This is a genomic window from Novosphingobium sp. 18050 (assembly GCF_902706195.1).
Lineage (GTDB): Bacteria > Pseudomonadota > Alphaproteobacteria > Sphingomonadales > Sphingomonadaceae > Novosphingobium.
The window spans coordinates 1-21759 of sequence record NZ_CACSJO010000034.1 but is presented as its reverse complement, the minus strand read 5'-3'; the positions used below and the strand labels follow the sequence as shown (position 1 = coordinate 21759).

Sequence of the window (21759 nt, the reverse complement as noted above, 5' to 3'; positions counted from 1 at the left end):
CGCGCCGATTTTTGGGGAAAGTGGTGCACCCGACTGGATTCGAACCAGTGGCCTACGCCTTCGGAGGGCGTCACTCTATCCAGCTGAGCTACGGGTGCAGTGGAAGGGCGGTTAGCAGAGGGTAACGGGCGTTTCCAGCGACAAATTCGCAATGTCGCCCGGCGGTCGTGCAGAGCGCTTGAAAGTTCCCTGTATGTTCCTATGATGCAGCATGGCCGAAGCCGATTCTCTCTCGCTGCCCCATGCGGCCTCTCCCATCGCGGTTGACGTCGCGCGCGGGATTTCCCGCCTGTTTGCCCGCAACGATATCTGGTGCCTGCCCGAAATGCCGCTGCGCTGCGGGCGGCGCGCCGATCTCATGGGGATTGATGCGAAGGGGCACGTTATCATCGTCGAGATCAAGGTATCGCGCGCCGATCTGCTGGGCGATGGCAAGTGGACCGACTATCTCGATTATTGCGACCGTTTCTACTGGGGGCTCTCCCCCGCGCTGGACCGTGCCCCGCTGGAAACCGGGGTTTTCCTGCCCGACCGCTGCGGGGTGATCGTTGCCGACGGTTACGATGCGGAAATCCTGCGCCCTGCCCCGCTCCACCAGCTCGCCGCCGCCCGCCGCAAGGTGGAGACGGAGCGCCTTGCCCGCGCCTCGCTGCGCCGGCTGGTGAACGTTGCCGATCCGCATACGCTGAAGTGGGGGTCCGAGGACTGACTCGTAGCCGTCAGCCCTTTCTGGCGGCAAGCCCTGCCAGCACCGCGCGCTTGCCCTTGGGCGAAAGACGCGGCCAGTCGGCGATTTCCGCCAGCGTGCGGCGGCAGCCCAGGCACCATTTGGTGCGCGGGTCGATGCGGCAGACGCCGGTGCACGGGGACCTTATATCAGACACCTGCGCGTCTGAGCAGGCGGCTCCGGGCTTGCCAAGCGTAATTTTCTTGCGCTTCGCTGCAACGCACACTATGTAGCGCCTCAGCAATCGGCGCGCGGGAGATTCCCGCCGCAATCCGTGAGCAGCGTGAGGTCCTAGCGCAAGGCGCAACGACCGGCCCGGACGAACGATTGCCACCAATAAGCTTCCTTCCTCACGCAGGGTCGCACGTAACGACACCTTGCCGTGCGCGCGCCCTCTTCCGTAAGTCCAGGTCTTTTCGAAAGCCTGTGTCCTTTCGCGAAAACAGCGCGCCCCCGTGCTGTTTTGAAAGTGACTTGATGTCCTATTTCTCCGAACTTGGCCTTGCCGAGCCCATTCTCCGCGCGCTCGCAGTCAAGGGTTATACCGATCCCTCGCCGATCCAGCGCAAGGCCATTCCTTCGCTCCTCGAAGGCCGCGACCTGCTCGGCATCGCGCAGACCGGCACCGGCAAGACTGCCGCCTTCTCGCTGCCCTCGTTGCACCGTCTCGCAAGCACCCCCAAGCCGCGCCAGAACGCCGGCTGCCGGATGCTGGTGCTTTCGCCCACGCGCGAACTGGCCGCGCAGATCGCCGACAACATGAAGGGCTACGCCAAGTTCCTCGATCTCTCGATCCAGTGCATCTTCGGCGGCGTTCCCGTGGGCAAGCAGGCCCGCGCCCTTGAGCGTGGCTGCGACATCCTCGTCGCCACCCCGGGCCGCCTGCTCGACCTGATCGACCAGCGCGCACTGACGCTGAAGCACGTCGAAATCTTCGTGCTCGACGAAGCCGACCAGATGATGGACCTCGGTTTCATCGTCCCGCTCAAGCGCGTTGCCAACATGCTGCCCGCCGGCCGCCAGAGCCTGTTCTTCTCGGCCACCATGCCGCAGGCGATCGCAGACCTGGGCCGCCAGTTCATCAACAACCCGGTCAAGGTCGAAGTCGCTCCGCAGTCGACCACGGCAGAGCGCGTCGAACAGTACGCGGTCATGATCAACCAGGCCGAAAAGCAGGCGCTGCTGACCCTGAGCCTGCGCGCCGGTCTTGCCGATGACGCCGCCGACAACGCCACCCACGGCGCCATCGACCGCGCACTGGTGTTCAGCCGCACCAAGCACGGCGCCGACCGCATCGTGCGCCACCTCGTCGCTGCCGGCATCCCGGCCGCCGCGATTCACGGCAACAAGAGCCAGGCCCAGCGCACCGCTGCGCTCGGCGGCTTCCGCCAGGGCGCCATCCGCGTTCTGGTCGCTACCGATATCGCCGCACGCGGTATCGACGTCAGCGGCGTCAGCCACGTCTACAACTACGAAATCCCGAACGTTGCCGAACAGTACGTTCACCGCATCGGCCGTACCGCGCGCGCCGGCGCCACCGGCGTTGCGATCAGCTACGTTGCCGCCGACGAGAAGCCCTACATCCGCGACATCGAGCGCCTGACCCGCGTAAAGCTGGACCTGCTGCCGCTGCCGGAAGACTTCCAGAACCAGGCTGCACGCCTGCCTGCTCCTGCCCGCGTGGCCCCGGCTGCACCGCAGGGCGGCGGCCGCGGTCAGGCCGGCGGACGTGGCGGTCAGGGCGGCAAGGGCGGTGGCAACCGCGACCGCCAGCCGCGCCGCGAAGGTGAAGAGGGCGGCGAGCGCAAGCGCAGCTTCCGTCCGCGCGGTCCCAAGGGTCTGGGCGCACACAAGGGTGCCGTTCGCCGCACCACTGGCTGAGGCGTATAAGGTATAGGGGAAGAATCTGGGGCCAGCGGCCCCAGACCCCAGTACCGTCAGCCTTTCGCGCGAATAAGCGCCGCGCCCTCCCTGCCGCCGCAGGCTATATGTCTCTCGGCGAGAGTGGGCGCGATGACGCCGCTACAAGTACGGCGTCGACAGTAAAGGGGTCTGGAGCAATGGCCCCAGGTCTTCCCTTTTCACTTCCCCTCCACCTCCTAACAGCCTAGTCCGCGCCCATGGCGCCAGACGCTTCCCTCGCAGCGGTATTAGCCTCCGCCCTTGCCATGACGGCGATCGTGGGACTGCGTTATCTCGTGACCTCGGGCCTTTTCGCGTGGATCACCGCGCGCGTGCGCCCCGGCCACTATGCCGGGCTGGACCTCCAGATCCGCAGCGAGATCAAGTGGTCGCTCCTTTCCGCAGCCATCTACGGCATCCCTTCCGGCGTGGTCGCCTGGGGCTGGCGTCAGCATGGCTGGACGCAAATCTACACCGACGTTCATGCCTTTTCGCTCTGGTGGCTGCCGGGTTCGGTGCTGGCCTTCCTGCTGCTGCATGACACCTGGTTCTACTGGACGCACCGCTGGATGCACCGCCCGCGCGTGTTCCGGCTTGCCCATGCCGTACACCACGCCAGCCGCCCGCCAACCGCTTGGGCGGCGATGAGCTTCCATCCGCTGGAGGCGCTGACCGGCGCCGTCGTAGTCCCTGCTCTGGTGTTCATCGTGCCCATCCATGTCGGCGCGCTCGGCGCCGTCCTCACGATCATGACGGTGATGGGCATCACCAATCACATGGGCTGGGAGATGTTTCCCAGGGCCCTGATACAATCGCGCCTGGGAGGCTGGCTGATAACCGCCAGCCATCACCACCGGCACCACGAAAGTTACCGATGCAACTACGGCCTCTACTTTCGCCACTGGGATCATCTGTGCGGCACCGACCGGGGGCTGTCCTCGCCCTGATCGCGGGCATGATGCTGGTCCCGGCAGCGCAGGCATCGACCGGCCCGCAGGCGACGGTTTCGGTGACCGTCACGAATCTGCGCTCCGCGAAGGGCAAGGTGCTGGCCTGCCTGACCACGCGTGAGGACGCCTTTCCCGACTGCGAAAAAGATCCCCTTGCCCGCAAGCTGACGGTGCCCGCATCCGCCGAGGTCCACCTCGATTTCGGTCCGGTTCCGGCCGGACGCTACGCCGTTTCCCTGATTCATGACGAGAACGGCAACGGCAAGCTCGACACCCGCCTGATGATCCCGCGCGAGGGGTATGGCTTCTCGCTCGATGCCCCGGTCCGCATGGGGCCACCCAAGTTCGAGCGCGCCGCCTTCACAGTGGAGGGCGAGCCTATCCGCCTGGCGATACGAATGCGATATCTTCTCTAGGCGGGTCTGATTCTTATCCAGTCAGGCTTGCTCCCTGCCTTCGCGCGCCTTACCCCCGTACCGTGGCACGGGAAGAAGATGCGATAGAGCACGCTGTCGAAAAGACGGTCGAGGCGACAACGGCCGGGCTTGTTCCGCCGCCCCGCGCCGGTACGTTTTCCCCGTTCCGCTACCCCGTGTTCCGCGCGATCTGGATCGCCAACCTGTTTTCCAACCTGGGCGGAACGCTGCAGGGCGTAGGCGCTGCCTGGCTGATGACCGAGTTGACCCCCTCGCATCAGCTTGTCGCGCTGGTGCAGGCATCGGCAACCGTGCCGATCATGCTGTTCGGCATATTCGCGGGCGCAATTGCCGACAATTACGACCGCAGGCTGGTAATGCTGACCGCGCAAGTGGGCATGCTGGTGGTGTCCGCCGCGCTCGCCGGACTTGCCTATGCCCATATGCTGACGCCCGCGCTGCTGCTTGCCTTCACGCTCAGCGTGGGCATCGGCACCGCACTCAATTCCCCCGCATGGCAGGCTTCGGTCCGCCAGCAGGTAGAGGTCCACGAGCTGCCGCAGGCGATCGCGCTCAATTCGATCTCGTTCAACATCGCCCGCTCGATCGGCCCGGCACTGGGCGGGGTGCTGATATCGATCTGGGACGTATCCTTCGCCTTCGCGATCAATGCGATCAGTTACATCGGCCTGATCGGCGTGCTGCTGTGGTGGAAGCCCGAGCCGCGCCCGGTCGAGCCCAGCGCCAGGCGCCCCATCCTGCCCGCCGTCGCCGTGGGCATTCGTTTCTGCGCCAGCAACGGGCCTTTGCGCCGCCTGCTGATCCGCGGCTTCGCGCTGGGTTTCAGCCTCGCCGCATACCAGTCCCTGCTGCCCGCGGTGGTGAGCGGAAACATCCACGGCAGCGAACTGGACTTCGGCCTGATGCTGGGCCTGTTCGGGATCGGTTCGATCATGGCGGCGCCGTTCACCGGGTCGTTGCGCAAGAAGCTCGGCCTCGAAGGCATTCTGGCGCTGGGAGCGGGCATGTTCGTGTTTTCGCTTTCGCTGGTCGCGGAGGCACATGACATCCTCTACGCCCTGCCCGCGGCTTTCGTGGCGGGAATGGCCTGGGTGCTGATCCTGACGACGCTCAATATCGCGGTGCAGATGCGCTCTCCCAATGCGATTCTGGGCCGCTGCCTTTCCATCTACCAGGCAGCGACCTTCGGCGGCATGGCAGTGGGATCGTGGGTCTGGGGCGCGGTCGCGGATTGGAAAAGCCTGTCTTTCGCGCTGCACGCCGCCTCGGTTTTCCTGATCGTTTCGTTCTTCGGCCTGCGTCTTGTCGCACCGCTGCCCAGGCCCGGCGAAGGCGTGGTCAAGCAGACCTGAAAATCGCGGCAGTCCCGGCGGCGCAACTTAAAGGTTAATTCACCATGTTGCGCCAGAACGAGCTTTCAGCAGAGACGAGTCGGGATTTCGACATGGATACAGTGCACGGCCAGTTTCCCGGCCAGGACGAACCGGACACAGGCCCGACCATCGCGGAGAACACCGATTCCGGCGCGCGCGCTCCGGTTGTCGCCAATGACGAGCGGCGCATGCAGGTGCGCGCCTACAATTTCTGGGCCGGCCTGCTGGGCACGCGCACTTTCCCCGACATCGCCGACCTGAAGCCGGAAAACCTCCCCGATTTCGGCCCGCGCAGCGTCCTGCTCGACTTCACAGGGGGCAGCGACTTCGCAAATCCGGCGATCGCCTATCTTGGTACACTGCTGGCGGACGAATGCGGCGCCGATGGCCCGATTCACACGCTGGCGCAGGTTCCCACCCGCTCGCTGCTCTCGCGCATCACCGACCACTACATGCAGATCATCGCCAACGAAGCGCCGATCGGCTTCGAGGCGGAATTCGTCAATCACGCGGACGTGACGATCCTCTATCGCGGCATTCTGCTGCCGTTCTCGCGAGACGGCAGCAGGATCGACTTCATCTACGGCGTCATCAACTGGAAGGAACGCGCCGCACAGCTCGACGTCGATCCCCCGGTGCGCACCCAGCCGCGCGACCCTCGCCCCGCCATGCTGCGCGGGTTCGAACCGCTGACCGAATGGGCGAACGGCCCTGCCGAGCTTGACCCGATCGACATACACTACCCGCCGATCGAACACTATTCGCCGATGGAGCTGCCGCGCCCCGGCTTTGCCATGGACGACGAACCTTCCGCTTTGACCGAGGAAGGCCTGGGCTCCGTGGAAGACCTGGGCCTTGCCGACTGGCTGGCCTCGGCCCGCGAACTGGCGCTGCTTGCACGAGGGAGCGAGGAACGCTCGCACCAGTCGCTCTACGATGCGATCGGGCGCGCCTACGATTTTGCACTGGCCGCCGTCGACGCGCCGGAAGACTTTGCCGAACTGGTCGAGGACGCCGGCCTCAAGGCACAGGAACGCGCCCCGCTGATCCCGCTGGTCAAGCTGGTCTTCGGTGCCGACTACGACAAGACCCGCCTCACCGAATTCGCGGCCGTCATCGCCCACGGCCGCCGCATCGGTCTGGGGCGCGGCACCTTCGCCGACCACCTCGGCGCCACCCCGGGCGGTCTCAAGGCACTGGTGCGCGAAGAACGCCGCCTGCGCCGCGAGGAAGACGGCAAGGTCAAGGCGCCCGCCAATGCCCGCGAACGTCTGGTAAAGGGCCTGCGCGCGCTGGAGGCACGGCCAATGGCAACGCTCGGCGGCGAGGGCGAGGAATTCACCGTGCTGGTCGCCCGCCGCCTCGAAAGCGGCGAAGTGGTGCTGGTGGGTGAAGTCAGCGGTGACGACGCCCTGCTCCAGCGGGCGGCGCGGCACCTGCTGGGCTGATCGCGATCCGGGACGACGGGGGCCTTGCAAGGCTTCCCTCGCGCCCCCACCCTCTTTAGACAGGGACGATCCCGCCGGCGTCTTCATCGCCGGTTAAGCCCGTCCGGTCCCCAAGAGGAACGATGCCGAAGCTGCGAATTCCCGCATTGATCCTCGCGATTCCCGCGCTGCTCGGCCTGTCCGCCGTCCCCGCGAGCGCGCAGTCGATCCTGCGCGACGCCGAAACCGAGGCCCTGCTGCACGACATGGCCGCGCCGCTGGTGAAAGCATCGGGGCTGGGCGTGAACAATGTCGACATCGTGCTGGTCAACGACGGGTCGGTGAACGCCTTCGTCGCCGGTGGGCAGGCAGTCTACGTCAATTCCGGCCTTATCGACGAGGCCGACACCGCCTCCGAAGTGCAGGGCGTGATCGCCCACGAACTCGGCCACGTCACCGGCGGCCACGCCGTGCTGAACATGGGCGGTAAAAGCGCGACCAATATCTCGCTGCTCTCGCTGCTGCTGGGCGCGGCCGCTGCCGCTGCGGGCGGCGGCGAGGCGGCGATGGGCGTCATCATGGCGGGCCAGTCGGCAGCCATGGGCAAATATCTGGCCTATAACCGATCGCAGGAGGCATCCGCCGATGCGGCGGGCGCGCAGTACCTGTCCGCGGCGGGGATCAGCGGGCGCGGCTCGGTGGAATTCTTCAAGAAGCTGCAGAGCATGGAATTTCGCTATGGCTACCGCCCCAAGGACGGCGATGAATTCTATTCCAGCCACCCGCTGACCGGGGACCGTATCGCCACGCTCCAGGATACGTATGAAAAGGACCCCGCCTGGAACAAGCCGGACGACGCGGCGATCCAGAAGCGCTTCCTGCGCGTGAAGGCCAAGCTGTTCGGCTACCTCGCCACCCCGCGCGAGGTCATGCGCAAGTTCCCGATGACCGACAATTCGGTGCCCGCCCGCTATGCCCGCGCCTATGCGTTTCACCGCGAATCGCAGTTCGACGAGGCCCGCGCGGAAACCGAAGCGCTGATCGCCACCGATCCGAACGACCCCTATTTCCTCGAACTCGACGGCCAGATCCTGCTCGAAGCAGGCAAGCCCGCCGAGGCAATGGTGCCGCTGCGCAAGGCAACCGAACTTTCCGGCAATGCCCCGCTGATCGCCACCCTGTTCGGTCACGCCCTGATCGCCACCGAGGACGCAGCCAACTTCAAGGAAGCGCAGGAAGTCCTGAAAACCGCCGTCGCCCGCGACCGCGAAAATCCCTTCGCCTGGTATCAACTCGGCGTCATCTACGCCGCCAACGGCGACATGCCGCGCGCCTATCTCGCCAGCGCCGAACAGCAGGTGATGTCGGGCAACATGGAAGAAGCGCTGCGCAGCGCACAGGCCGCCGAAGGCGGGCTGACCAACGGCACCCCCGACTGGCTGCGTGCTCAGGACATCGAAATGCAGGCCCGCGCCGAACTGGAACGCAGCAAGAAGCGCCGCTAAGGCTGCTTCAAGCGCAATTCGCATATGAAATCGACAGGACAATAATGGGCAACACCGCCAAGTTCGCAATGATCGCCGCAGGCCTTGTGCTGGTAGGCGCGGGAGGCTGGTACGGCGGGCGCGGCGCGGTCGAACATGTCGTCCACGACTACATCCTCGATCACCCCGAAATCCTGCCGCAGGCGATGGAAGTTCTCCAGAAGCGCCAGGCCTCGCAGGCACTTGCCGGTGTGCGCCAGAACGTGGAGACGCCGTTCCCCGGCGCCATCCTGGGCAACCCGAACGGCAAGGTCACCCTGGTCGAATTCACCGATTTCGCCTGCGGGTATTGCCGCCAGAGCCTGGGCGACGTTACCCAGCTGATCGCGAAGAACCCCGACCTGCGCATCGTCGTGCGCGAACTGCCGATCATCAGCCCGCACAGCCCGGCCGCCGCCAAGATGGCGCTCGCCGCAGCCGAGCAGGGCAAGTACCCGCAATTCCACGACGCCATGTTCGCCGCAGGGCAAGTCGACGAACCCACCATCGAGACGGTCGCGCAGAAAATCGGCCTCGACATGGACCGCGCCCGCCGCATCGCCGCCAGCCCCACGGTCGAGGCCGAACTGGCCCGCAACCTCGAGATCGCCCAGCGCCTCGGCTTCTCCGGCACCCCCAGCTGGATCGCGGGCGACAAGCTGATCGCCGGCGCCGTGGGCATCGACCAGCTCTCCGACGCGGTGAAGGCCGCGCGCGGAAGTTGATAACGGACGATGACCGTCCCAGTCCGATTTCAGCTTTCGCGTAAGTTCGGCTAGGCTGGCCCCATGAGCGTCCTGCCCATCCAGCCGATCCCCTTTTTCGCCAACAAGGACAGGGCCTTCTGGCGCCTCCAGTTCGTGGGGTGGGGCGGCGCCTTCGTATTGCGCACGATGTCGGCGGTCGCCAACGACCTGCCGCTGGCCTCGCTGGTGCTGGTCCTGATCGCGACGATCACCGGCTTCTCGATCTCGCTCGTGCTTTCGGTGATCTTCCGCAGTCTCATCACCCGGCGCGCGCTCGTCACATGGGGGCTGACCGCACTGATCCTGCCCTTTGCGGTGGGCTTGCACGCCTTCATCGACGCCTGGGTGGTGTCGCTCTGGCGGGTAGAAGGCGACGCCAGCTTCACCCTGCTGTTCCTGGGCGTGTTCTATCTGGACGCCACGCTGCTGGGCGCCTGGACCGCGCTCTATTACATGGTCAATTTCTACCTCCAGGTGGAAGAACAGAACGACCAGCTGATCCGGCTGGAAAACCAGGCGACCAGCGCCCAGCTGGCCATGCTGCGCTACCAGCTCAACCCGCACTTCCTGTTCAACACCCTGAACTCGATATCGACGCTGGTACTGCTCAAACAGACCGAGCCGGCCAACGCGATGCTCAGCCGCCTGTCCTCGTTCCTGCGCTACACGCTGGTCAACAAACCCTCCGCGCGCGTCACCGTCGCGCAGGAGGTGGAAACGCTGCAGCTCTACCTCGACATCGAGCGGATGCGCTTCGAAGAACGCCTGCGCACCACTTTCGACATCGACACCTCCACCGAAACCGCGCTGCTGCCCTCGCTGCTGCTCCAGCCGCTGGTGGAAAACGCCATCAAGTACGCGGTCAGCCAGCAGGAGATGGGGGCCGAGATCACCATCGCCACGCAACTCGTCGGCCCGATGCTTCGCATCACCGTCTCCGACACCGGGCCGGGCTTGCAAAGCCCTACGACCGACAACAGATTATCGGGCATGACCTACGATGGAGGGGAGCCGGTTTCGACTGGCGTCGGCTTGGCGAATATTCGTGACCGCCTGTCGCAGGCCTATGGCGAAAACCACCGCTTCGAGACGGTCGAGCCGCTGGAAGGCGGCTTCGCGGTCGTCATCGAGCTACCCGTCGAACGCCGCGAACCCACGCAGGACATCAGCGAACCCGCCCGCCAGTATCAGGCGGCACGATGATTAATCTCTGGCGATGAAACAATTTGGACCCGCACGCGTTTGCCGGTCCGGAGAAAACAACTGATGACCATTCGCACGATCCTTGTCGACGACGAGAAACTCGCCATCCAGGGGCTGCAACTGCGCCTCGAAAAATACCCTGATGTCGAGATCATCGACACATGCGCCAACGGGCGCGAGGCGATCCGAAAGATCAAGACGGAGAAACCCGACCTCGTCTTCCTCGACATCCAGATGCCCGGCTTCGACGGCTTCTCCGTGGTCAAGGGCGTGATGGAAATCGAACCGCCGCTGTTCGTCTTCGTCACCGCCTATCAGGAACACGCCGTCCGCGCCTTCGAAGCGAACGCGGTGAACTACCTGATGAAGCCGGTGGACGAGAGCAAGCTGGACGATACCCTCGCCCGCGTCCGCCAGCGCCTTGCTGAAAAGCGCTCGTCCGAAGAAGCCGAAAAGCTCAAGACCGTCCTCGCCGAAGTGGCCCCCGACGCGGTCGACCACATGCCCGAGGAAACCGATCCGGGCGCTGACCGCTACGAAAAGCTCATCAACATCAAGGATCGCGGCCAGATCTTCCGCATCGATGTCGATTCGATCGAACACATCGAAGCCGCCGGCGACTACATGTGCATCCGCACCGCCGACAACTCGCTGATCCTGCGCGAGACGATGAAAGACCTCGAACGCAGGCTGGACCCGCGGGTGTTCCAGCGCGTGCACCGCTCGACGATCGTGAACCTCAATCAGGTGCGTCAGGTGAAGCCGCACACGAACGGGGAATGCTTCCTGGTGCTGGATTCGGGCGCGCAGGTGAAGGTCTCGCGCTCGTACCGGGATGTGATTGCGCGGTTCGTTCACTGAGTTTTTGAGGGAAAGACGCAGGGGCCATCGCCCCTGCACCCCATTACCGTCGTCGCTGCGCGTGCAGAGGCGCCGGACAAGGCCCGTCCCTCCGCGCCGCAGGCTATGTATCGAGGTAGCGTCAAACGCAGCGTCGATATGGAATGCGGCTTCGCCGCAAGAACAACCCGGCCCCCTCTCAAAAACCACAAACGCCGAGCCGCGCACGGCGCCGACATTCCCGGGGTCTGGGGCGATGGCCCCAGGACTACCCCTTCTTCACTCGACAACGCCTGACGAACGCGCAAAAGACGCGGACATGACTTCGTTCTCGATCCACGGTTTCGACCTCGCCGCCTTCGTCGACGCAACCCTTGCCGAGGATCTTGGCGTCGGCCTTCCCGGCGGCGGCGTCGACGTCACCTCGCAAAGCGTGATCGAGGCCGAGGCCCGGTTTTCCGGTGTGATGGATTCGCGCGATGCGATCACCGTCGCGGGCCTTCCCATCGCAGCGGCATTCTTCAAAAAGCTCGACCCGGCGATGGAGATCGAAATTCTCGTCTCGGAGGGTGCTCAGGTTCCGGCCGGGTCCGAGTTGATGCGCATGACCGGCAACGCCCGCGCCATGCTCACTGCGGAGCGCAGTGCCCTCAACACCGTGCAGCATCTTTCCGGCATCGCCACGATGACGCGCGAATACGTAGACGCGATGGGCGGCCATGGAACGCTGCTGGACACGCGCAAGACGATCCCCGGCCTTCGCCATTTGGAGAAATACGCGGTGCGTCAGGGCGGCGCCCGCAACCACCGCATGGGCCTGTGGGACGCGGCGATGATCAAGGACAACCATGTGCTGGTCGCCGGCGGCGTCGGGCCTGCGGTGGCGCGGGCCAAGGCGGCGGGTGTTTCACAGATCATCTGCGAGGTCGACCGCCTCGACCAGATCGAACCGGCCATCGCAGCGGGCGCGCATCACCTGCTGCTGGACAACATGGGGCCCGACATGCTGCGCGAGGCGGTCGCGCTGGTCGCCGGGCGTGTGCCGACTGAGGCTTCGGGCGGCGTCAACCTTGCCACCATCGGCGCCATCGCCGCGACGGGCGTCACCTTCGTCTCGGTAGGCCGCCTGACCCAGAGCGCACCGGCTGCCGACATCGGCCTGGACTTCACGCCGCTATGAGGGCTGCGGGGGCGCTCGCAGCGGCTTTGCTCGCCGCGATGCCCTCTGCGGTGCTGGCGCAGGCTTACCAGTGCTCGGTGCCCTCCACGATTGCGCCCATGCGGCCGATCGCCCCTGACGGCCCGGTGCGGCGCACGCCGATCACGGCCTATACCCTCGCGGCAAGCTGGTCGCCGGACTACTGCAAGACCAGCGGCGATACCCGGTCGATGCAGTGCGCGAAGGCGAACGGACGATTCGGCTTCATCCTGCATGGTCTCTGGCCCGAATCGGCGCGCGGGCCTTCGCCGCAGTGGTGCGGGGCGCAGGCCAGCCCCTCGCCGCAGGTGCTGCGCGAGCATCTGTGCATGACGCCCTCCCCCACCCTGCTGGCGCATGAATGGGCCAAACACGGCAGCTGCATGACCCGGACGCCGGAGAAATATTTCCGCGTCAGCGCGATCCTGTGGCGCTCGGTCCACTGGCCGGACGTCGATCGCCTCTCGCGCAAGAAGGGCCTGACCGCCGGTGACCTGCGGGAGGAATTTCTCGCGGCGAATCGGGGCTGGCGCCGCGAATCGGTCGGGATGGAGATGAGCCGCACCGGATGGCTGCGCGAAGTCCGCCTCTGCTACGGCAAGGACTTCCGCCCCGGGCGGTGCAGCTCCCGCCAGTTCGGCCCGGCCGATTCAACGCCCCTGAAGATCTGGCGCGGGCTTTAGCGCCGCTCGCGGAAAAACCCCCGCAGCAGTTCGGCCGATTCGGCCTCCCCGATGCCGGTATAGACCTCAGGCCGGTGCAGGCACTGCGGATGCTCGAACACCCGTGCACCATGCTCAACCGCCCCGCCCTTGGGATCTGAGGCACCGTAGTAGAGCTTGGCGATGCGGGCATGGGCGATGGCTCCGGCGCACATCGCACAAGGCTCCAGCGTGACCCACAGTTCGCAGCCTTCAAGGCGTTCGTTGCCCAGAATCCGGGCAGCTGCGCGAATCGCTTCGATTTCCGCGTGGCTGGTAGGGTCATGCTTCTCGCGCGGGCCATTGCGGCCCAGGGCGATTACCGCGCCGTCTTTCACCACGACGGCCCCGATGGGCACTTCGCCCGAGATCGCGGCCTCGCGAGCTTGCGAAAGAGCCTGTGCCATGTATTCGGGAAGGGGCCAACGAGTCATGGTTTTGCGCTAGCCTGCCAAAAACCTGTGTGCAACTTGACCTTGCGTAAGGGAATCGCTAATGGCGCGCCTTCCCGTTTCTACGGCAACAGATTTTTTCGAGCGAGAGTAGTTATGTCCCGCATCTGCGAACTGACTGGCAAGAGCCGCCAGGTTGGCCACAACGTCAGCCACGCCAACAACAAGACCAAGCGCGTCTTCCTTCCCAACCTGCAGAACGTGACTCTGCTGTCGGACGGCCTGGAGCGTAGCTTCAAGTTCCGCGTCTCGACGCATGGCCTGCGTTCGGTCGAGCACAACGGCGGCCTGGACAACTGGCTGCTGAAGACCTCGGACACGAAGCTTTCGTCGAACGCCGTCAAGGTGAAGCGCGAGCTGAAGAAGAAGCAGGCAGCCTGATTGCGTAGCTCTCCCTAGGGAGAGCACGTCAGGATACTGGCTTGAAAAAGCGTGCGAAGCTGTGCTTCGCGCGCTTTTTCGCGTGTGCTATTGGCTGCGGCGATGCTTATTTCGGCCAGGGCAGCTTTGCCGGATCGACCGACAGCTTCCACAACAAGGTCCGCTGCAGAACCCGCATCTTGTTATCGTCCGACATCACCCACACGGTGATGCGGCCATCCACCTGCGGCACTGCCGCGATCGCTTCGAAATTGTCGACCGGCAGAACCGAGGCCAGCGATGCGAGCGTGGCTGAGCGAAGCACCGTGCCGGGCCGAATCTTCGCGGTATCGACGATGACGATTCGCCCCGCAAAACGTAGCGGCATCGGCCATAGCAACCGCCGCATGAGAATCAGCGCGCGTCCGTCGGGCAGCATGGCCATGTCGACGACCGAGAAGTTGTCCGGTCCATCGAAGCTGAACCTGCGTGCTTTTGGATGTTCGATCGGATCGCCGGAAAACAGCAGCGCATCGTGCAGCCGCGATTCGGACCATGACGGCGTCACTTCTCGGATCACCACGAAACGACCATCAGGCAGCCGCGTCATCGCCTCGGCGCCGGTATTCCCGCCCCATCCTGCCATCGCCTTGGGTATCACCCGGCCGGTTTCCTCCAGCTTTGGCGAAAGCCGTACGATCTCGTTCAGGCCCTCCAGCCCCAGCCAGTAGCGCCCGGTTCTGGGATCATGCGCAGCCGATTCCACGTCCTGTCCACCCCGTTCGCTTTCGCGCCCGGTAAGCGGCAGCCATTTCGCCATGGGCCTTGTAGCGGGGGCTCCCGGCGGCGAAAACGACAGAACCGCACCGCCGTCGTTAAACGCCAGCAACCGTCCATCGGGCTGCGCCACAAGCGCCGAATAACCGAATACGCGGGGATTGATGGAAGAAATCTGCCAGGCGCCGTCCATCCTGAACGGGCCGAGATATGCGCCTAGCACCTGCCGGGATGGCAATACTTCCGGCGTCACCGTAAGCGTGACATGCGTTTCCTTGCTCTCGGGCGGAACAGGCGAGCGGCCCCAGGTAAGCAAGAGCAGCACGGGGGCAATGGTCAGGAGGGCAATGCTGCGGCGCACGACGCGGTGCATAGGGGGAAACGCCGGGATGGCAACCCGGCGCGCAGTCAGTTCATCGGGCCGAGGAACAACAGCGGGTCCAAGCGGGCATCGTTCCACTTGATCGACCAGTGCAGGTGCGGGCCGGTGGCGCGGCCAGTCATCCCGATCCGGCCGATCACCTGCCCCTGCTTCACATGATCGCCCTCTTTCACAAGGATCTGCGAGCAGTGCAGGAAAGCGCTGTTGAGGCCCATGCCGTGGTCCAGCATCAGGAGGTTGCCCTCCAGCGTAAAGGGCTTTTCCGCCGCGAGAATCACCACGCCGTCAGCCGGGGCCACAAAAGGCGTGCCGCTGGTGCCGCTGCTGATGTCGAGGCCCGAGTGATAGGCTCCCGGCTCACCGCGATAGACGCGCTGCGCGCCGAAGCGGCCGGAAATGCGGCCCTTGGCCGGCCAGACAAAGCGTTGGCGCCAGCCCTGCGCATCTGTGACGAGCGTCCGCGCCGCATCGATCCGGGCAAGCTCGGGGCGGCGCAACGCCATGAACGCCTCGCTCGGGCCGCCGGGGCTGCGGGCGATGTTGACGTTCTCGATGTTCCAGGCACGCGGGGAGACGGTAAGGCGCTGTTCGCCGATGGTGCCATTGGCCAAAACCGTGCGCAGCAGCGCCAGCGAACCGGCATCCCGGTCGAACGCGGCGAACCACCCGCCATCCGGCGCGACCTTTACCGGCGTTCCGTCAAGCGAGAGCGAGCGCATACCCGCTGGCAGAATGCCGCGAATCCAGCCCCCTTGCGTCAGTTCGCCGGTGAAGGGCAATATGACGGGCCGGGGCGCTGCGGCCGGGGCCACCGGCGCCACGCCGGAACGGGTCGCGGCGGCACGGATAACTGCCGGCGCCGCGAGCGCTGCGCCCAGCACGGCGACGAGCGAAATTGCGAAGCCGCGCCTGTAACGGGTCATGCGCCGATCAGGCTTGTCCGAGGAGGCGCTTGGTGGCGATTTCGGCCGTGGCGTAAGGCTCCTGACGCTCAACGCTCCAGTAGCGCAGGAATTCGAGCGCGATCTTCTCGCCGGTGACGGCGCAAGTGACGTAGTGGCCGGCACTGAGCACGCGGAACCCATTGGGTCCGTAGGCGAGCTTGGCGGGGCGATCTGCAGAAGACATCAGCATGAAACAGTCCTTAGCAGAGCATCACGATCCGAACAAATCGTCCTGTCGCGGGGGGGAGGAAGCCGGTCGCGGCGCCTTGCGTGGCGGCGGCGGCACCACAGGCGGCGGCGGAGCCGTACCCTCACCCGCCACGACCGAGAGTTCGCCATCGCGGAACTCGATGACCAGATTTCCCTCGCGCTGCGCTGCCTCGCGGCTTGTCAGGGCTGCTCCTGCGGCGGTCTTCACCAGTGCATAGCCGCGCTGGAGCGGCAGGCGCGGGTCGAGCTGCGGCAGCACGCGGGAAACAGGAGCAAGAGCGTCACGCGCCAGAATCCAGCGGCGTTCCAGCAGGCGCGGGGTCAGGCCGGTGCGGGCCAACCGCTCTTCGCAGGACTGCACGCGGTGGCGCAGCAGCGGGAGGGACAGCTTTCCGGCGACGCGGTGCAGCGCCTCGCGCTTGGCCGCCGCTTCATCGCGCAGGCCCCGGCGCAGACGTTCGGACAGTTCGTCCAGCTTCTGCGCCTTGGCGGCGAGGATCGCATCGGGTTTAGGCAGGCGCTGGACCCGTGCTTCCAGCCGCTCGCGTCCCAGCGTGACCGGGCGCAGCGCGCAGCGGCGCATGCGCAGCGCCATTTCGTCGATCTGATTGGCGAGTTCGCCGCGCACCGGCACCGCCATTTCCGCCGCGGCGGTGGGCGTGGGCGCGCGGCGGTCTGCGGCATAATCGCAAAGGGTGGTGTCGGTTTCGTGCCCGACCGCCGAGATCACCGGGATTGTCGATTCGGCGACCGCGCGCACGACCACTTCCTCGTTGAAGCTCCACAAGTCCTCGATCGAGCCGCCGCCGCGCGCCACGATCACCAGATCGGGACGCGGCACCGGCCCGCCGGGCTGGATGTCAGAGAATCCGCGCACCGCGTTGGCGATCTGCTTCGCGGCGCCTTCGCCCTGCACCAGCACCGGCCAGACCAGCACCTGGCTGGGGAAACGGTCCGCCAGGCGGTGGAGAATGTCGCGAATCACTGCGCCGGTGGGCGATGTCACCACGCCGATCACTTGCGGCAGGAACGGCAGCGCGCGCTTGCGCTCGGGCGCGAACAGGCCCTCGGCGGCAAGGCGCAGCCGCAGCTTTTCCAGCAGCGCCAGCAGCGCGCCCTCGCCCGCGATCTCCATCGATTCGATGACGATCTGGTACTTGGAGCGGCCGGGATAGGTGGTCAGCTTGCCGGTGGCGATGACCTCGATGCCGTCCTCGGGGCGGAAGGCCAGGCGCTGGGCGCCGCCTTTCCACATCACCCCGTCGATCAGCGCCTTGTCGTCCTTGAGCGCGCAGTAGAGGTGGCCGGAAGCCGCACGCTTCACGCCGGAAAGTTCACCGCGCAGGCGTACGAAGCCGAATCGGTCCTCCACCGTGCGCTTGAGCAGGTTCGAAATCTCGCTGATCGAGAGCGGCGCGGCGTTGTCGCCTGCGCTCTCCTTCGCTACCAGCCCCCCATTACGACCATCGGCGTCATCATCGTCGTAGAAGAACTGATCGGAAGGCACGGGAAATGAACATCCTGCTACTGGGCTCGGGCGGCCGCGAACATGCGCTGGCGTGGAAGCTGGCGCAATCCCCGCGCTGCGATACCCTGTGGGCCGCGCCCGGCAATCCCGGCATTTCCGAGCTGGCGACGTGTATTTCCCTCGACGTGACCGACCATGCCGCCGTGCTGGTCTTCTGCGAGGCGAACGTGATCGGCCTCGTCGTCGTCGGCCCCGAGGCGCCGCTGGTGGACGGCCTTGCCGATTCCTTGCGCGGCGAAGGGTTCGCGGTGTTCGGCCCCAGCAAGGCGGCCGCCCAGCTCGAAGGCTCGAAGGGTTTCACCAAGGACCTTTGCGCCCGCGCAAACATCCCCACCGGCGGCTATGAGCGCGTATCGAATCAGGCCGACGCCATGGCTGCGCTGGCGAAATTCGGCGCTCCGGTGGTCATCAAGGCCGATGGCCTTGCCGCCGGCAAGGGCGTGACCGTGGCGATGACCATGGCCGAAGCCGAAGCGGCAGTGCTGGACATTTTCGCGGGCCGTTTCGGAGAAGCCGGCGCGGAAGCGGTAATCGAGGAATTCCTCGAAGGCGAGGAAGCCAGCTTCTTCGCGCTGACCGACGGCTCCACCATCGTCCCCTTCGGATCGGCGCAGGACCACAAGCGCGTGGGCGACGGCGATACCGGCCCCAACACCGGCGGCATGGGTGCCTACAGCCCCGCCAAGGTGCTGACGCCGGAGCTGGAAGGACTGGCGATGACGCGCATCATCGCCCCCACCGTCAAGACCCTGGCGGACGAGGGGATGCCCTATTCCGGCGTTCTGTTCCTGGGCCTGATGCTGACCGCCAAAGGCCCGGAACTGATCGAATACAACTGCCGCTTCGGCGATCCCGAATGTCAGGTGATGCTGATGCGGCTCGAATCGGATCTTGTCGAACTGCTCCACGCCTGCGCTGAGAACCGCCTTGCCGCGATCGAGCCGCCGCGCTTCTCCAGCGACGCGGCGCTGACCGTAGTGATGGCCGCGAACGGCTATCCCGGCACGCCTGAAAAGGGCGGCGCGATCGGCGGCATCGAAGCGGCCGAGGCGGACGGGGCAAAGGTGTTCCACGCCGGCACCGCGCTTCGCGAGGGAAAGCTGGTGGCCAGCGGCGGGCGTGTGCTGAGCGTTACGGCGCGGGCGAAGACCGTGACCGAAGCGCAGGCCAGGGCTTACGGCGCTGTCGACGCGCTCGATTTTCCGGGCGGGTTCTGCCGCCGGGACATCGGCTGGCGCGAAGTGGCGCGCGAAGGCGCCGATGCTTAAGCACGCCGACCCGATCCTGAAGATATCCCTCGCCGTGGCCGCGCTCCTCGCCGGCAGCGGCGTGGGGTACTACTACGGCATCTACCTGCCGGCGCAGGACGTGCGCCGCCAGACTCAGGAGATGACGCAGCGCCAGTCGCACGAGCAGCAGCAGTCCCGCGCCCTGGCCGAACACGCCCGGCGCGAGGCGGCGGCTCAGGCCGATTACGGGGCATGCGTGGATTTCGCGGAGAGCGCGTACAAGCAGCGCTGGACCCTGACCTGCCAGACGATGCACGACGCCGACCAGTCCGCTTTCGAGGACTGCGCCGACAACCTGTTCAGCACCCGCAGCGGCTGCCTTGCCAAGCACCCCGTCCGTCCGGCACAGGACTGCGCCCTGCCCTCGCAGACGGCGCAGGCCCTGACCGAAGCGCGTGAACAGCGTAAGGCACAATGCGCCGCGCAGCTGGAAACGGCGCAGCGCGGCGCACTAAGCGCATCCTCGCCGATTCGGGCAAATGGCAGCGCGGAGCGCTGACGAAGGGGATTGGCGGCCGGTTCATACTTCGCGTCAAGCGAGAGTCTCCTCCGTCACCCTTCGGGCGCTCACCTGCGCGTTTCGCAGGAGGACAGGGTCAGCCTCTCCAGGCCAGCTGAGTCGGCGTGACTTCCACCACCGGCACTTCCCAGGGATGGACGTCCATCACCTGCCCGATCGCCGCCAGCAGCGCCGGGTCGCCCGGCGGGCACGGCGCGTAAGTTGTCAGGATCACCGTGGGCGAGAGGCTGGCGGCCCCCGCCGCGCCCAGCGTCGGCGCTGCATTGGGGCCGGAGCGGAATGCTTCCCAGCCCGGCGCGATCTCGGTCACACCGCTGTAGAGCCCGAAATCGCCCAAGGGGTTCTGTCCCCGGATCACCCCCAGCAGGGCGGCAAGAACCGGATCTCGCTCGGCGGCAGTGCCGTCGCCCGCCAGCATCGCGGTGAGGGTTTCCGACGCGACGGGCACATGGATGCGCACCATCGTCGCGTCCCGCAGTACGGTCACGAAACCTCGCCGTCGACCAGCAGCTTCACCACCATGGCAAGACGCTTGGCGTCTTCGCGGGCGAGGTGTTCCTTGGGAAGGCGGCGCTTGGCCTCCTCCAGCGCGGCAACCACCTGCGGGCGGGTGAAGCCGCCCTCCCGCAGGAATTCGCCGAGATAGTGCACCGGAAACGGCAGTTTCGCGTGCACGGCCTGGCACAGGACTTCCAGCCAGTACTGGTCGAGGTCTGCATCGGCATAGACCGGGCAGTCCTCGATGAACTCGGTCATTTCGGACAGGACCTGCGCGGGCGGCAGGCCCTCGGCTTCGAGCATTTCCTGGCTGATGCCGTGCAGGGCCTCGGCCTCGTCCGACCAGTCCCAGTAGCGCCACTGGTCGGCCGGACGGATCAGCCAGGCCCGGCTTGAGCCGTCGGTTCGCGCCACGGCGACCTCGATGGGATAGGACTGCCCATATTCGGGCAGGCAACTCGCTTCGAAATCGATCAGCGTCGGACAGCTCAAGCCGTGGTCCTTTTTCCGTTTCGGGTCGCTACCGGCCCTTAACCCATGCGCTGGGCGACGAAGTCCGCGAGATCGCATTCGGGCCGCGCGCCGTAGTGCGAGATGATCTCGCTCGCACATATCGAACCCATGCGCAGGGAGTCCTGCAGGCTCTTGCCGCGTACATGGCCGTAGAGGAAGCCGGCGGCGAACAGATCGCCCGCGCCGGTGGTGTCCACCACCTTGTCGATCGGCTGCGCCGCCACTTCGGCACGCTCGCCGCCTGCCAGTGCCACGGCGCCATCGGCGCCCTTGGTGACGACGAGGACCGGAACCTTGGCGGAGAGCATGGCAAGCCCTTCCTCGAACCCGGACTCACCGGTCAGCGTGGCCATTTCCGGTTCATTGCAGAACATGAGGTCGATCAGGCCGTCGTCGATCAGCGACAGGAAATCGAGGCGATGCATGTCGATGATGAAGGATTCGGACGGGCTGAAAGCGATCTTGCGTCCGGCGGCGCGCGCCGCCGCGATCGCCTTGCGCATGGCCACGCGCGGCTGCGCGGGGTCCCACAGGTAGCCTTCGAGATAGAGCACGGCGGCATCGGCAATCGCCGCATCGTCCACCATGTCTTCGGAAAGCAGGTGCGAGGCGCCGAGGAAGGTGTTCATCGTGCGCTGGCCGTCCGGCGTCACGAAGATCAGGCAGCGCGCGGTCGGTGTCTCTCCGGCGCGGGCGGGCACCGTGAATTCGATGCCTGCGGCCCGGATATCGTGGGTGAAGACTTCGCCCAGCTGGTCCTGCGCGACCTGGCCGATGAAACCGCACTTGGCGCCCAGCGCGGCAAGGCCGGCGAGGGTGTTGGCAGCCGAACCGCCAGAGACTTCGCGGGCCGGCCCCATCGCGGCGTAGAGAGTGCGCGCCTGGTCTGCATCGATCAACTGCATGCCGCCATGCGCCAAGCCCAGCTCGTCGATCAGGGCGTCGGGGCAGTTGGCGATCACGTCGATGATGGCATTGCCGATGGCGATGACGTCCAGCTTGGGTTGCGTCATGAGAAGAGGAAGTCCTTAATTCATGTTCGGGAAAAGCGGTATTTCTCGCGAGTAGCGTGCGCCCTGCCGCTCGGCAAGCGCCGGTCTGGCGAAGGAGCGTTGACAGCGCCGCGCCTGCACGCAATGCCTCGGCCCGATCATGACGAAGACGACTCCCGGTAGCCGCCCCCTTCCCCGCCGCCCTTCCGGCGCCCTGCGTGCAGCCCTGTCGGCCGCCTCGCTGGCGCTGCTGCTGTCCGCCTGCGC

At 65.9% G+C, this 21759-nt stretch carries 24 protein-coding genes and 1 tRNA gene; 15 read left to right on the top strand and 10 right to left on the bottom strand.

Annotated elements, in window-relative coordinates:
- Positions 1-21 precede the first annotated feature (21 nt).
- Positions 22-98, bottom strand: a tRNA-Arg gene (locus GVL61_RS21770).
- Positions 99-211: 113 nt separating this feature from the next.
- On the opposite strand from GVL61_RS21770, the gene GVL61_RS21765 reads away from it, so the two are divergent.
- The gene (locus tag GVL61_RS21765; RefSeq protein WP_159982881.1) at positions 212-709 is read left to right on the top strand and encodes an MmcB family DNA repair protein; all 498 of its coding nucleotides are present in this window, start codon (positions 212-214) and stop codon (positions 707-709) included.
- Positions 710-719: 10 nt separating this feature from the next.
- On the opposite strand, the gene GVL61_RS21760 is transcribed toward GVL61_RS21765, so the two are convergent.
- Positions 720-884 carry a DUF1289 domain-containing protein gene (locus GVL61_RS21760; RefSeq protein WP_200844907.1) on the bottom strand — a complete coding sequence of 55 codons (165 nt, stop codon included), beginning with the start codon at positions 882-884 and terminating at the stop codon, positions 720-722.
- Between the two features lie 320 nt (positions 885-1204).
- Between GVL61_RS21760 and GVL61_RS21755 the strand changes: the two genes are divergently transcribed.
- The 11 genes from GVL61_RS21755 to GVL61_RS21705 all read left to right on the top strand — a co-directional run bounded on the left by GVL61_RS21755 (position 1205) and on the right by GVL61_RS21705 (position 13009).
- Positions 1205-2608, top strand: coding sequence for a DEAD/DEAH box helicase (locus GVL61_RS21755; RefSeq protein ID WP_159982879.1), 1404 nt, complete (start codon positions 1205-1207; stop codon positions 2606-2608).
- Positions 2609-2847: 239 nt separating this feature from the next.
- Complete coding sequence (locus tag GVL61_RS21750; RefSeq protein WP_159982877.1) at positions 2848-3576, top strand: sterol desaturase family protein; 729 nt, start codon at positions 2848-2850, stop codon at positions 3574-3576.
- Entirely contained in the window at positions 3543-3995 is a 453-nt protein-coding gene (locus GVL61_RS21745) for a DUF2141 domain-containing protein (RefSeq protein WP_368667142.1), read from the top strand. Before GVL61_RS21750 ends, GVL61_RS21745 begins: the two co-directional genes overlap by 34 nt.
- A gap of 62 nt (positions 3996-4057) precedes the next feature.
- On the top strand, positions 4058-5368 hold the full coding sequence (locus GVL61_RS21740) for an MFS transporter (protein ID WP_159982875.1): 1311 nt from the start codon (positions 4058-4060) through the stop codon (positions 5366-5368).
- A gap of 92 nt (positions 5369-5460) precedes the next feature.
- Positions 5461-6837 carry a hypothetical protein gene (locus GVL61_RS21735; RefSeq protein ID WP_159982873.1) on the top strand — a complete coding sequence of 459 codons (1377 nt, stop codon included), beginning with the start codon at positions 5461-5463 and terminating at the stop codon, positions 6835-6837.
- A 122-nt stretch (positions 6838-6959) separates the two neighbouring features.
- The gene (locus GVL61_RS21730) at positions 6960-8321 is read left to right on the top strand and encodes a M48 family metalloprotease (RefSeq protein WP_159982871.1); all 1362 of its coding nucleotides are present in this window, start codon (positions 6960-6962) and stop codon (positions 8319-8321) included.
- Between the two features lie 44 nt (positions 8322-8365).
- Positions 8366-9064 (top strand): DsbA family protein, encoded by a 699-nt coding sequence (locus GVL61_RS21725; RefSeq protein ID WP_159982869.1) that lies wholly within the window; start codon positions 8366-8368, stop codon positions 9062-9064.
- Between the two features lie 63 nt (positions 9065-9127).
- Positions 9128-10288: a sensor histidine kinase gene (locus GVL61_RS21720; protein WP_159982867.1), complete on the top strand. Its 1161-nt coding sequence runs from the start codon at positions 9128-9130 to the stop codon at positions 10286-10288.
- 63 nt (positions 10289-10351) lie between these two features.
- Positions 10352-11149 carry a LytTR family DNA-binding domain-containing protein gene (locus GVL61_RS21715; RefSeq protein WP_159982865.1) on the top strand — a complete coding sequence of 266 codons (798 nt, stop codon included), beginning with the start codon at positions 10352-10354 and terminating at the stop codon, positions 11147-11149.
- Positions 11150-11447: 298 nt separating this feature from the next.
- Complete coding sequence (nadC, locus tag GVL61_RS21710) at positions 11448-12308, top strand: carboxylating nicotinate-nucleotide diphosphorylase (protein ID WP_159982863.1); 861 nt, start codon at positions 11448-11450, stop codon at positions 12306-12308.
- Positions 12305-13009 carry a ribonuclease T gene (locus GVL61_RS21705; RefSeq protein WP_159982861.1) on the top strand — a complete coding sequence of 235 codons (705 nt, stop codon included), beginning with the start codon at positions 12305-12307 and terminating at the stop codon, positions 13007-13009. The genes nadC and GVL61_RS21705 overlap by 4 nt, the downstream gene beginning before the upstream one ends.
- On the opposite strand, the gene GVL61_RS21700 is transcribed toward GVL61_RS21705, so the two are convergent.
- Positions 13006-13461 carry a nucleoside deaminase gene (locus GVL61_RS21700; protein ID WP_159982859.1) on the bottom strand — a complete coding sequence of 152 codons (456 nt, stop codon included), beginning with the start codon at positions 13459-13461 and terminating at the stop codon, positions 13006-13008. The genes GVL61_RS21705 and GVL61_RS21700 overlap by 4 nt on opposite strands.
- Positions 13462-13575: 114 nt before the next feature.
- On the opposite strand from GVL61_RS21700, the gene rpmB reads away from it, so the two are divergent.
- Positions 13576-13860 carry a 50S ribosomal protein L28 gene (gene rpmB / locus GVL61_RS21695; protein WP_159982857.1) on the top strand — a complete coding sequence of 95 codons (285 nt, stop codon included), beginning with the start codon at positions 13576-13578 and terminating at the stop codon, positions 13858-13860.
- Between the two features lie 106 nt (positions 13861-13966).
- Here rpmB and GVL61_RS21690 read toward each other — a convergent pair whose 3' ends face one another.
- The 4 genes from GVL61_RS21690 to xseA are packed head-to-tail and all read right to left on the bottom strand — an operon-like array spanning position 13967 to position 17659.
- On the bottom strand, positions 13967-14989 hold the full coding sequence (locus tag GVL61_RS21690) for an esterase-like activity of phytase family protein (protein ID WP_235037834.1): 1023 nt from the start codon (positions 14987-14989) through the stop codon (positions 13967-13969).
- Between the two features lie 35 nt (positions 14990-15024).
- Positions 15025-15921, bottom strand: coding sequence for a M23 family metallopeptidase (locus tag GVL61_RS21685; RefSeq protein ID WP_159982855.1), 897 nt, complete (start codon positions 15919-15921; stop codon positions 15025-15027).
- 7 nt (positions 15922-15928) lie between these two features.
- Positions 15929-16132 carry a DUF2093 domain-containing protein gene (locus tag GVL61_RS21680; RefSeq protein ID WP_159982853.1) on the bottom strand — a complete coding sequence of 68 codons (204 nt, stop codon included), beginning with the start codon at positions 16130-16132 and terminating at the stop codon, positions 15929-15931.
- Positions 16133-16153: 21 nt separating this feature from the next.
- A complete protein-coding gene (gene xseA / locus GVL61_RS21675) occupies positions 16154-17659 on the bottom strand; it encodes an exodeoxyribonuclease VII large subunit (protein ID WP_159982851.1) in 1506 nt (501 codons plus the stop codon).
- Positions 17660-17664: 5 nt separating this feature from the next.
- Between xseA and purD the strand changes: the two genes are divergently transcribed.
- Together purD and GVL61_RS21665 are read left to right on the top strand one after the other, a co-directional pair.
- Positions 17665-18948, top strand: a complete 1284-nt coding sequence (gene purD / locus GVL61_RS21670; RefSeq protein WP_159982849.1) for a phosphoribosylamine--glycine ligase — start codon at positions 17665-17667, stop codon at positions 18946-18948.
- On the top strand, positions 18941-19468 hold the full coding sequence (locus GVL61_RS21665; RefSeq protein ID WP_159982847.1) for a hypothetical protein: 528 nt from the start codon (positions 18941-18943) through the stop codon (positions 19466-19468). Before purD ends, GVL61_RS21665 begins: the two co-directional genes overlap by 8 nt.
- A 97-nt stretch (positions 19469-19565) precedes the next feature.
- On the opposite strand, the gene GVL61_RS21660 is transcribed toward GVL61_RS21665, so the two are convergent.
- From GVL61_RS21660 to GVL61_RS21650, 3 genes are read right to left on the bottom strand one after another with little or no spacing between them, the layout of a single operon-like run.
- On the bottom strand, positions 19566-19976 hold the full coding sequence (locus GVL61_RS21660) for a hypothetical protein (protein ID WP_235037833.1): 411 nt from the start codon (positions 19974-19976) through the stop codon (positions 19566-19568).
- Positions 19973-20479 (bottom strand): hypothetical protein, encoded by a 507-nt coding sequence (locus GVL61_RS21655; protein WP_159982845.1) that lies wholly within the window; start codon positions 20477-20479, stop codon positions 19973-19975. The genes GVL61_RS21660 and GVL61_RS21655 overlap by 4 nt, the downstream gene beginning before the upstream one ends.
- Positions 20480-20517: 38 nt before the next feature.
- Positions 20518-21513, bottom strand: a complete 996-nt coding sequence (locus GVL61_RS21650) for an adenosine kinase (RefSeq protein ID WP_159982843.1) — start codon at positions 21511-21513, stop codon at positions 20518-20520.
- Positions 21514-21759 lie beyond the last annotated feature (246 nt).

Bases quoted from the DNA above. Each gene is read 5' to 3' on its own strand.
- GVL61_RS21765 (WP_159982881.1), top strand. From the start codon at position 212: ATGGCCGAAGCCGATTCTCTCTCGCTGCCCCATGCGGCCTCTCCCATC.
- GVL61_RS21755 (WP_159982879.1), top strand. From the start codon at position 1,205: ATGTCCTATTTCTCCGAACTTGGCCTTGCCGAGCCCATTCTCCGCGCG.
- GVL61_RS21750 (WP_159982877.1), top strand. From the start codon at position 2,848: ATGGCGCCAGACGCTTCCCTCGCAGCGGTATTAGCCTCCGCCCTTGCC.
- GVL61_RS21735 (WP_159982873.1), top strand. From the start codon at position 5,461: ATGGATACAGTGCACGGCCAGTTTCCCGGCCAGGACGAACCGGACACA.
- GVL61_RS21730 (WP_159982871.1), top strand. From the start codon at position 6,960: ATGCCGAAGCTGCGAATTCCCGCATTGATCCTCGCGATTCCCGCGCTG.
- GVL61_RS21725 (WP_159982869.1), top strand. From the start codon at position 8,366: ATGGGCAACACCGCCAAGTTCGCAATGATCGCCGCAGGCCTTGTGCTG.
- GVL61_RS21720 (WP_159982867.1), top strand. From the start codon at position 9,128: ATGAGCGTCCTGCCCATCCAGCCGATCCCCTTTTTCGCCAACAAGGAC.
- GVL61_RS21715 (WP_159982865.1), top strand. From the start codon at position 10,352: ATGACCATTCGCACGATCCTTGTCGACGACGAGAAACTCGCCATCCAG.
- nadC (WP_159982863.1), top strand. From the start codon at position 11,448: ATGACTTCGTTCTCGATCCACGGTTTCGACCTCGCCGCCTTCGTCGAC.
- GVL61_RS21705 (WP_159982861.1), top strand. From the start codon at position 12,305: ATGAGGGCTGCGGGGGCGCTCGCAGCGGCTTTGCTCGCCGCGATGCCC.
- GVL61_RS21700 (WP_159982859.1), bottom strand. From the start codon at position 13,461: ATGACTCGTTGGCCCCTTCCCGAATACATGGCACAGGCTCTTTCGCAA.
- rpmB (WP_159982857.1), top strand. From the start codon at position 13,576: ATGTCCCGCATCTGCGAACTGACTGGCAAGAGCCGCCAGGTTGGCCAC.
- GVL61_RS21690 (WP_235037834.1), bottom strand. From the start codon at position 14,989: ATGCACCGCGTCGTGCGCCGCAGCATTGCCCTCCTGACCATTGCCCCC.
- GVL61_RS21685 (WP_159982855.1), bottom strand. From the start codon at position 15,921: ATGACCCGTTACAGGCGCGGCTTCGCAATTTCGCTCGTCGCCGTGCTG.
- GVL61_RS21680 (WP_159982853.1), bottom strand. From the start codon at position 16,132: ATGCTGATGTCTTCTGCAGATCGCCCCGCCAAGCTCGCCTACGGACCC.
- purD (WP_159982849.1), top strand. From the start codon at position 17,665: ATGAACATCCTGCTACTGGGCTCGGGCGGCCGCGAACATGCGCTGGCG.
- GVL61_RS21665 (WP_159982847.1), top strand. From the start codon at position 18,941: ATGCTTAAGCACGCCGACCCGATCCTGAAGATATCCCTCGCCGTGGCC.
- GVL61_RS21650 (WP_159982843.1), bottom strand. From the start codon at position 21,513: ATGACGCAACCCAAGCTGGACGTCATCGCCATCGGCAATGCCATCATC.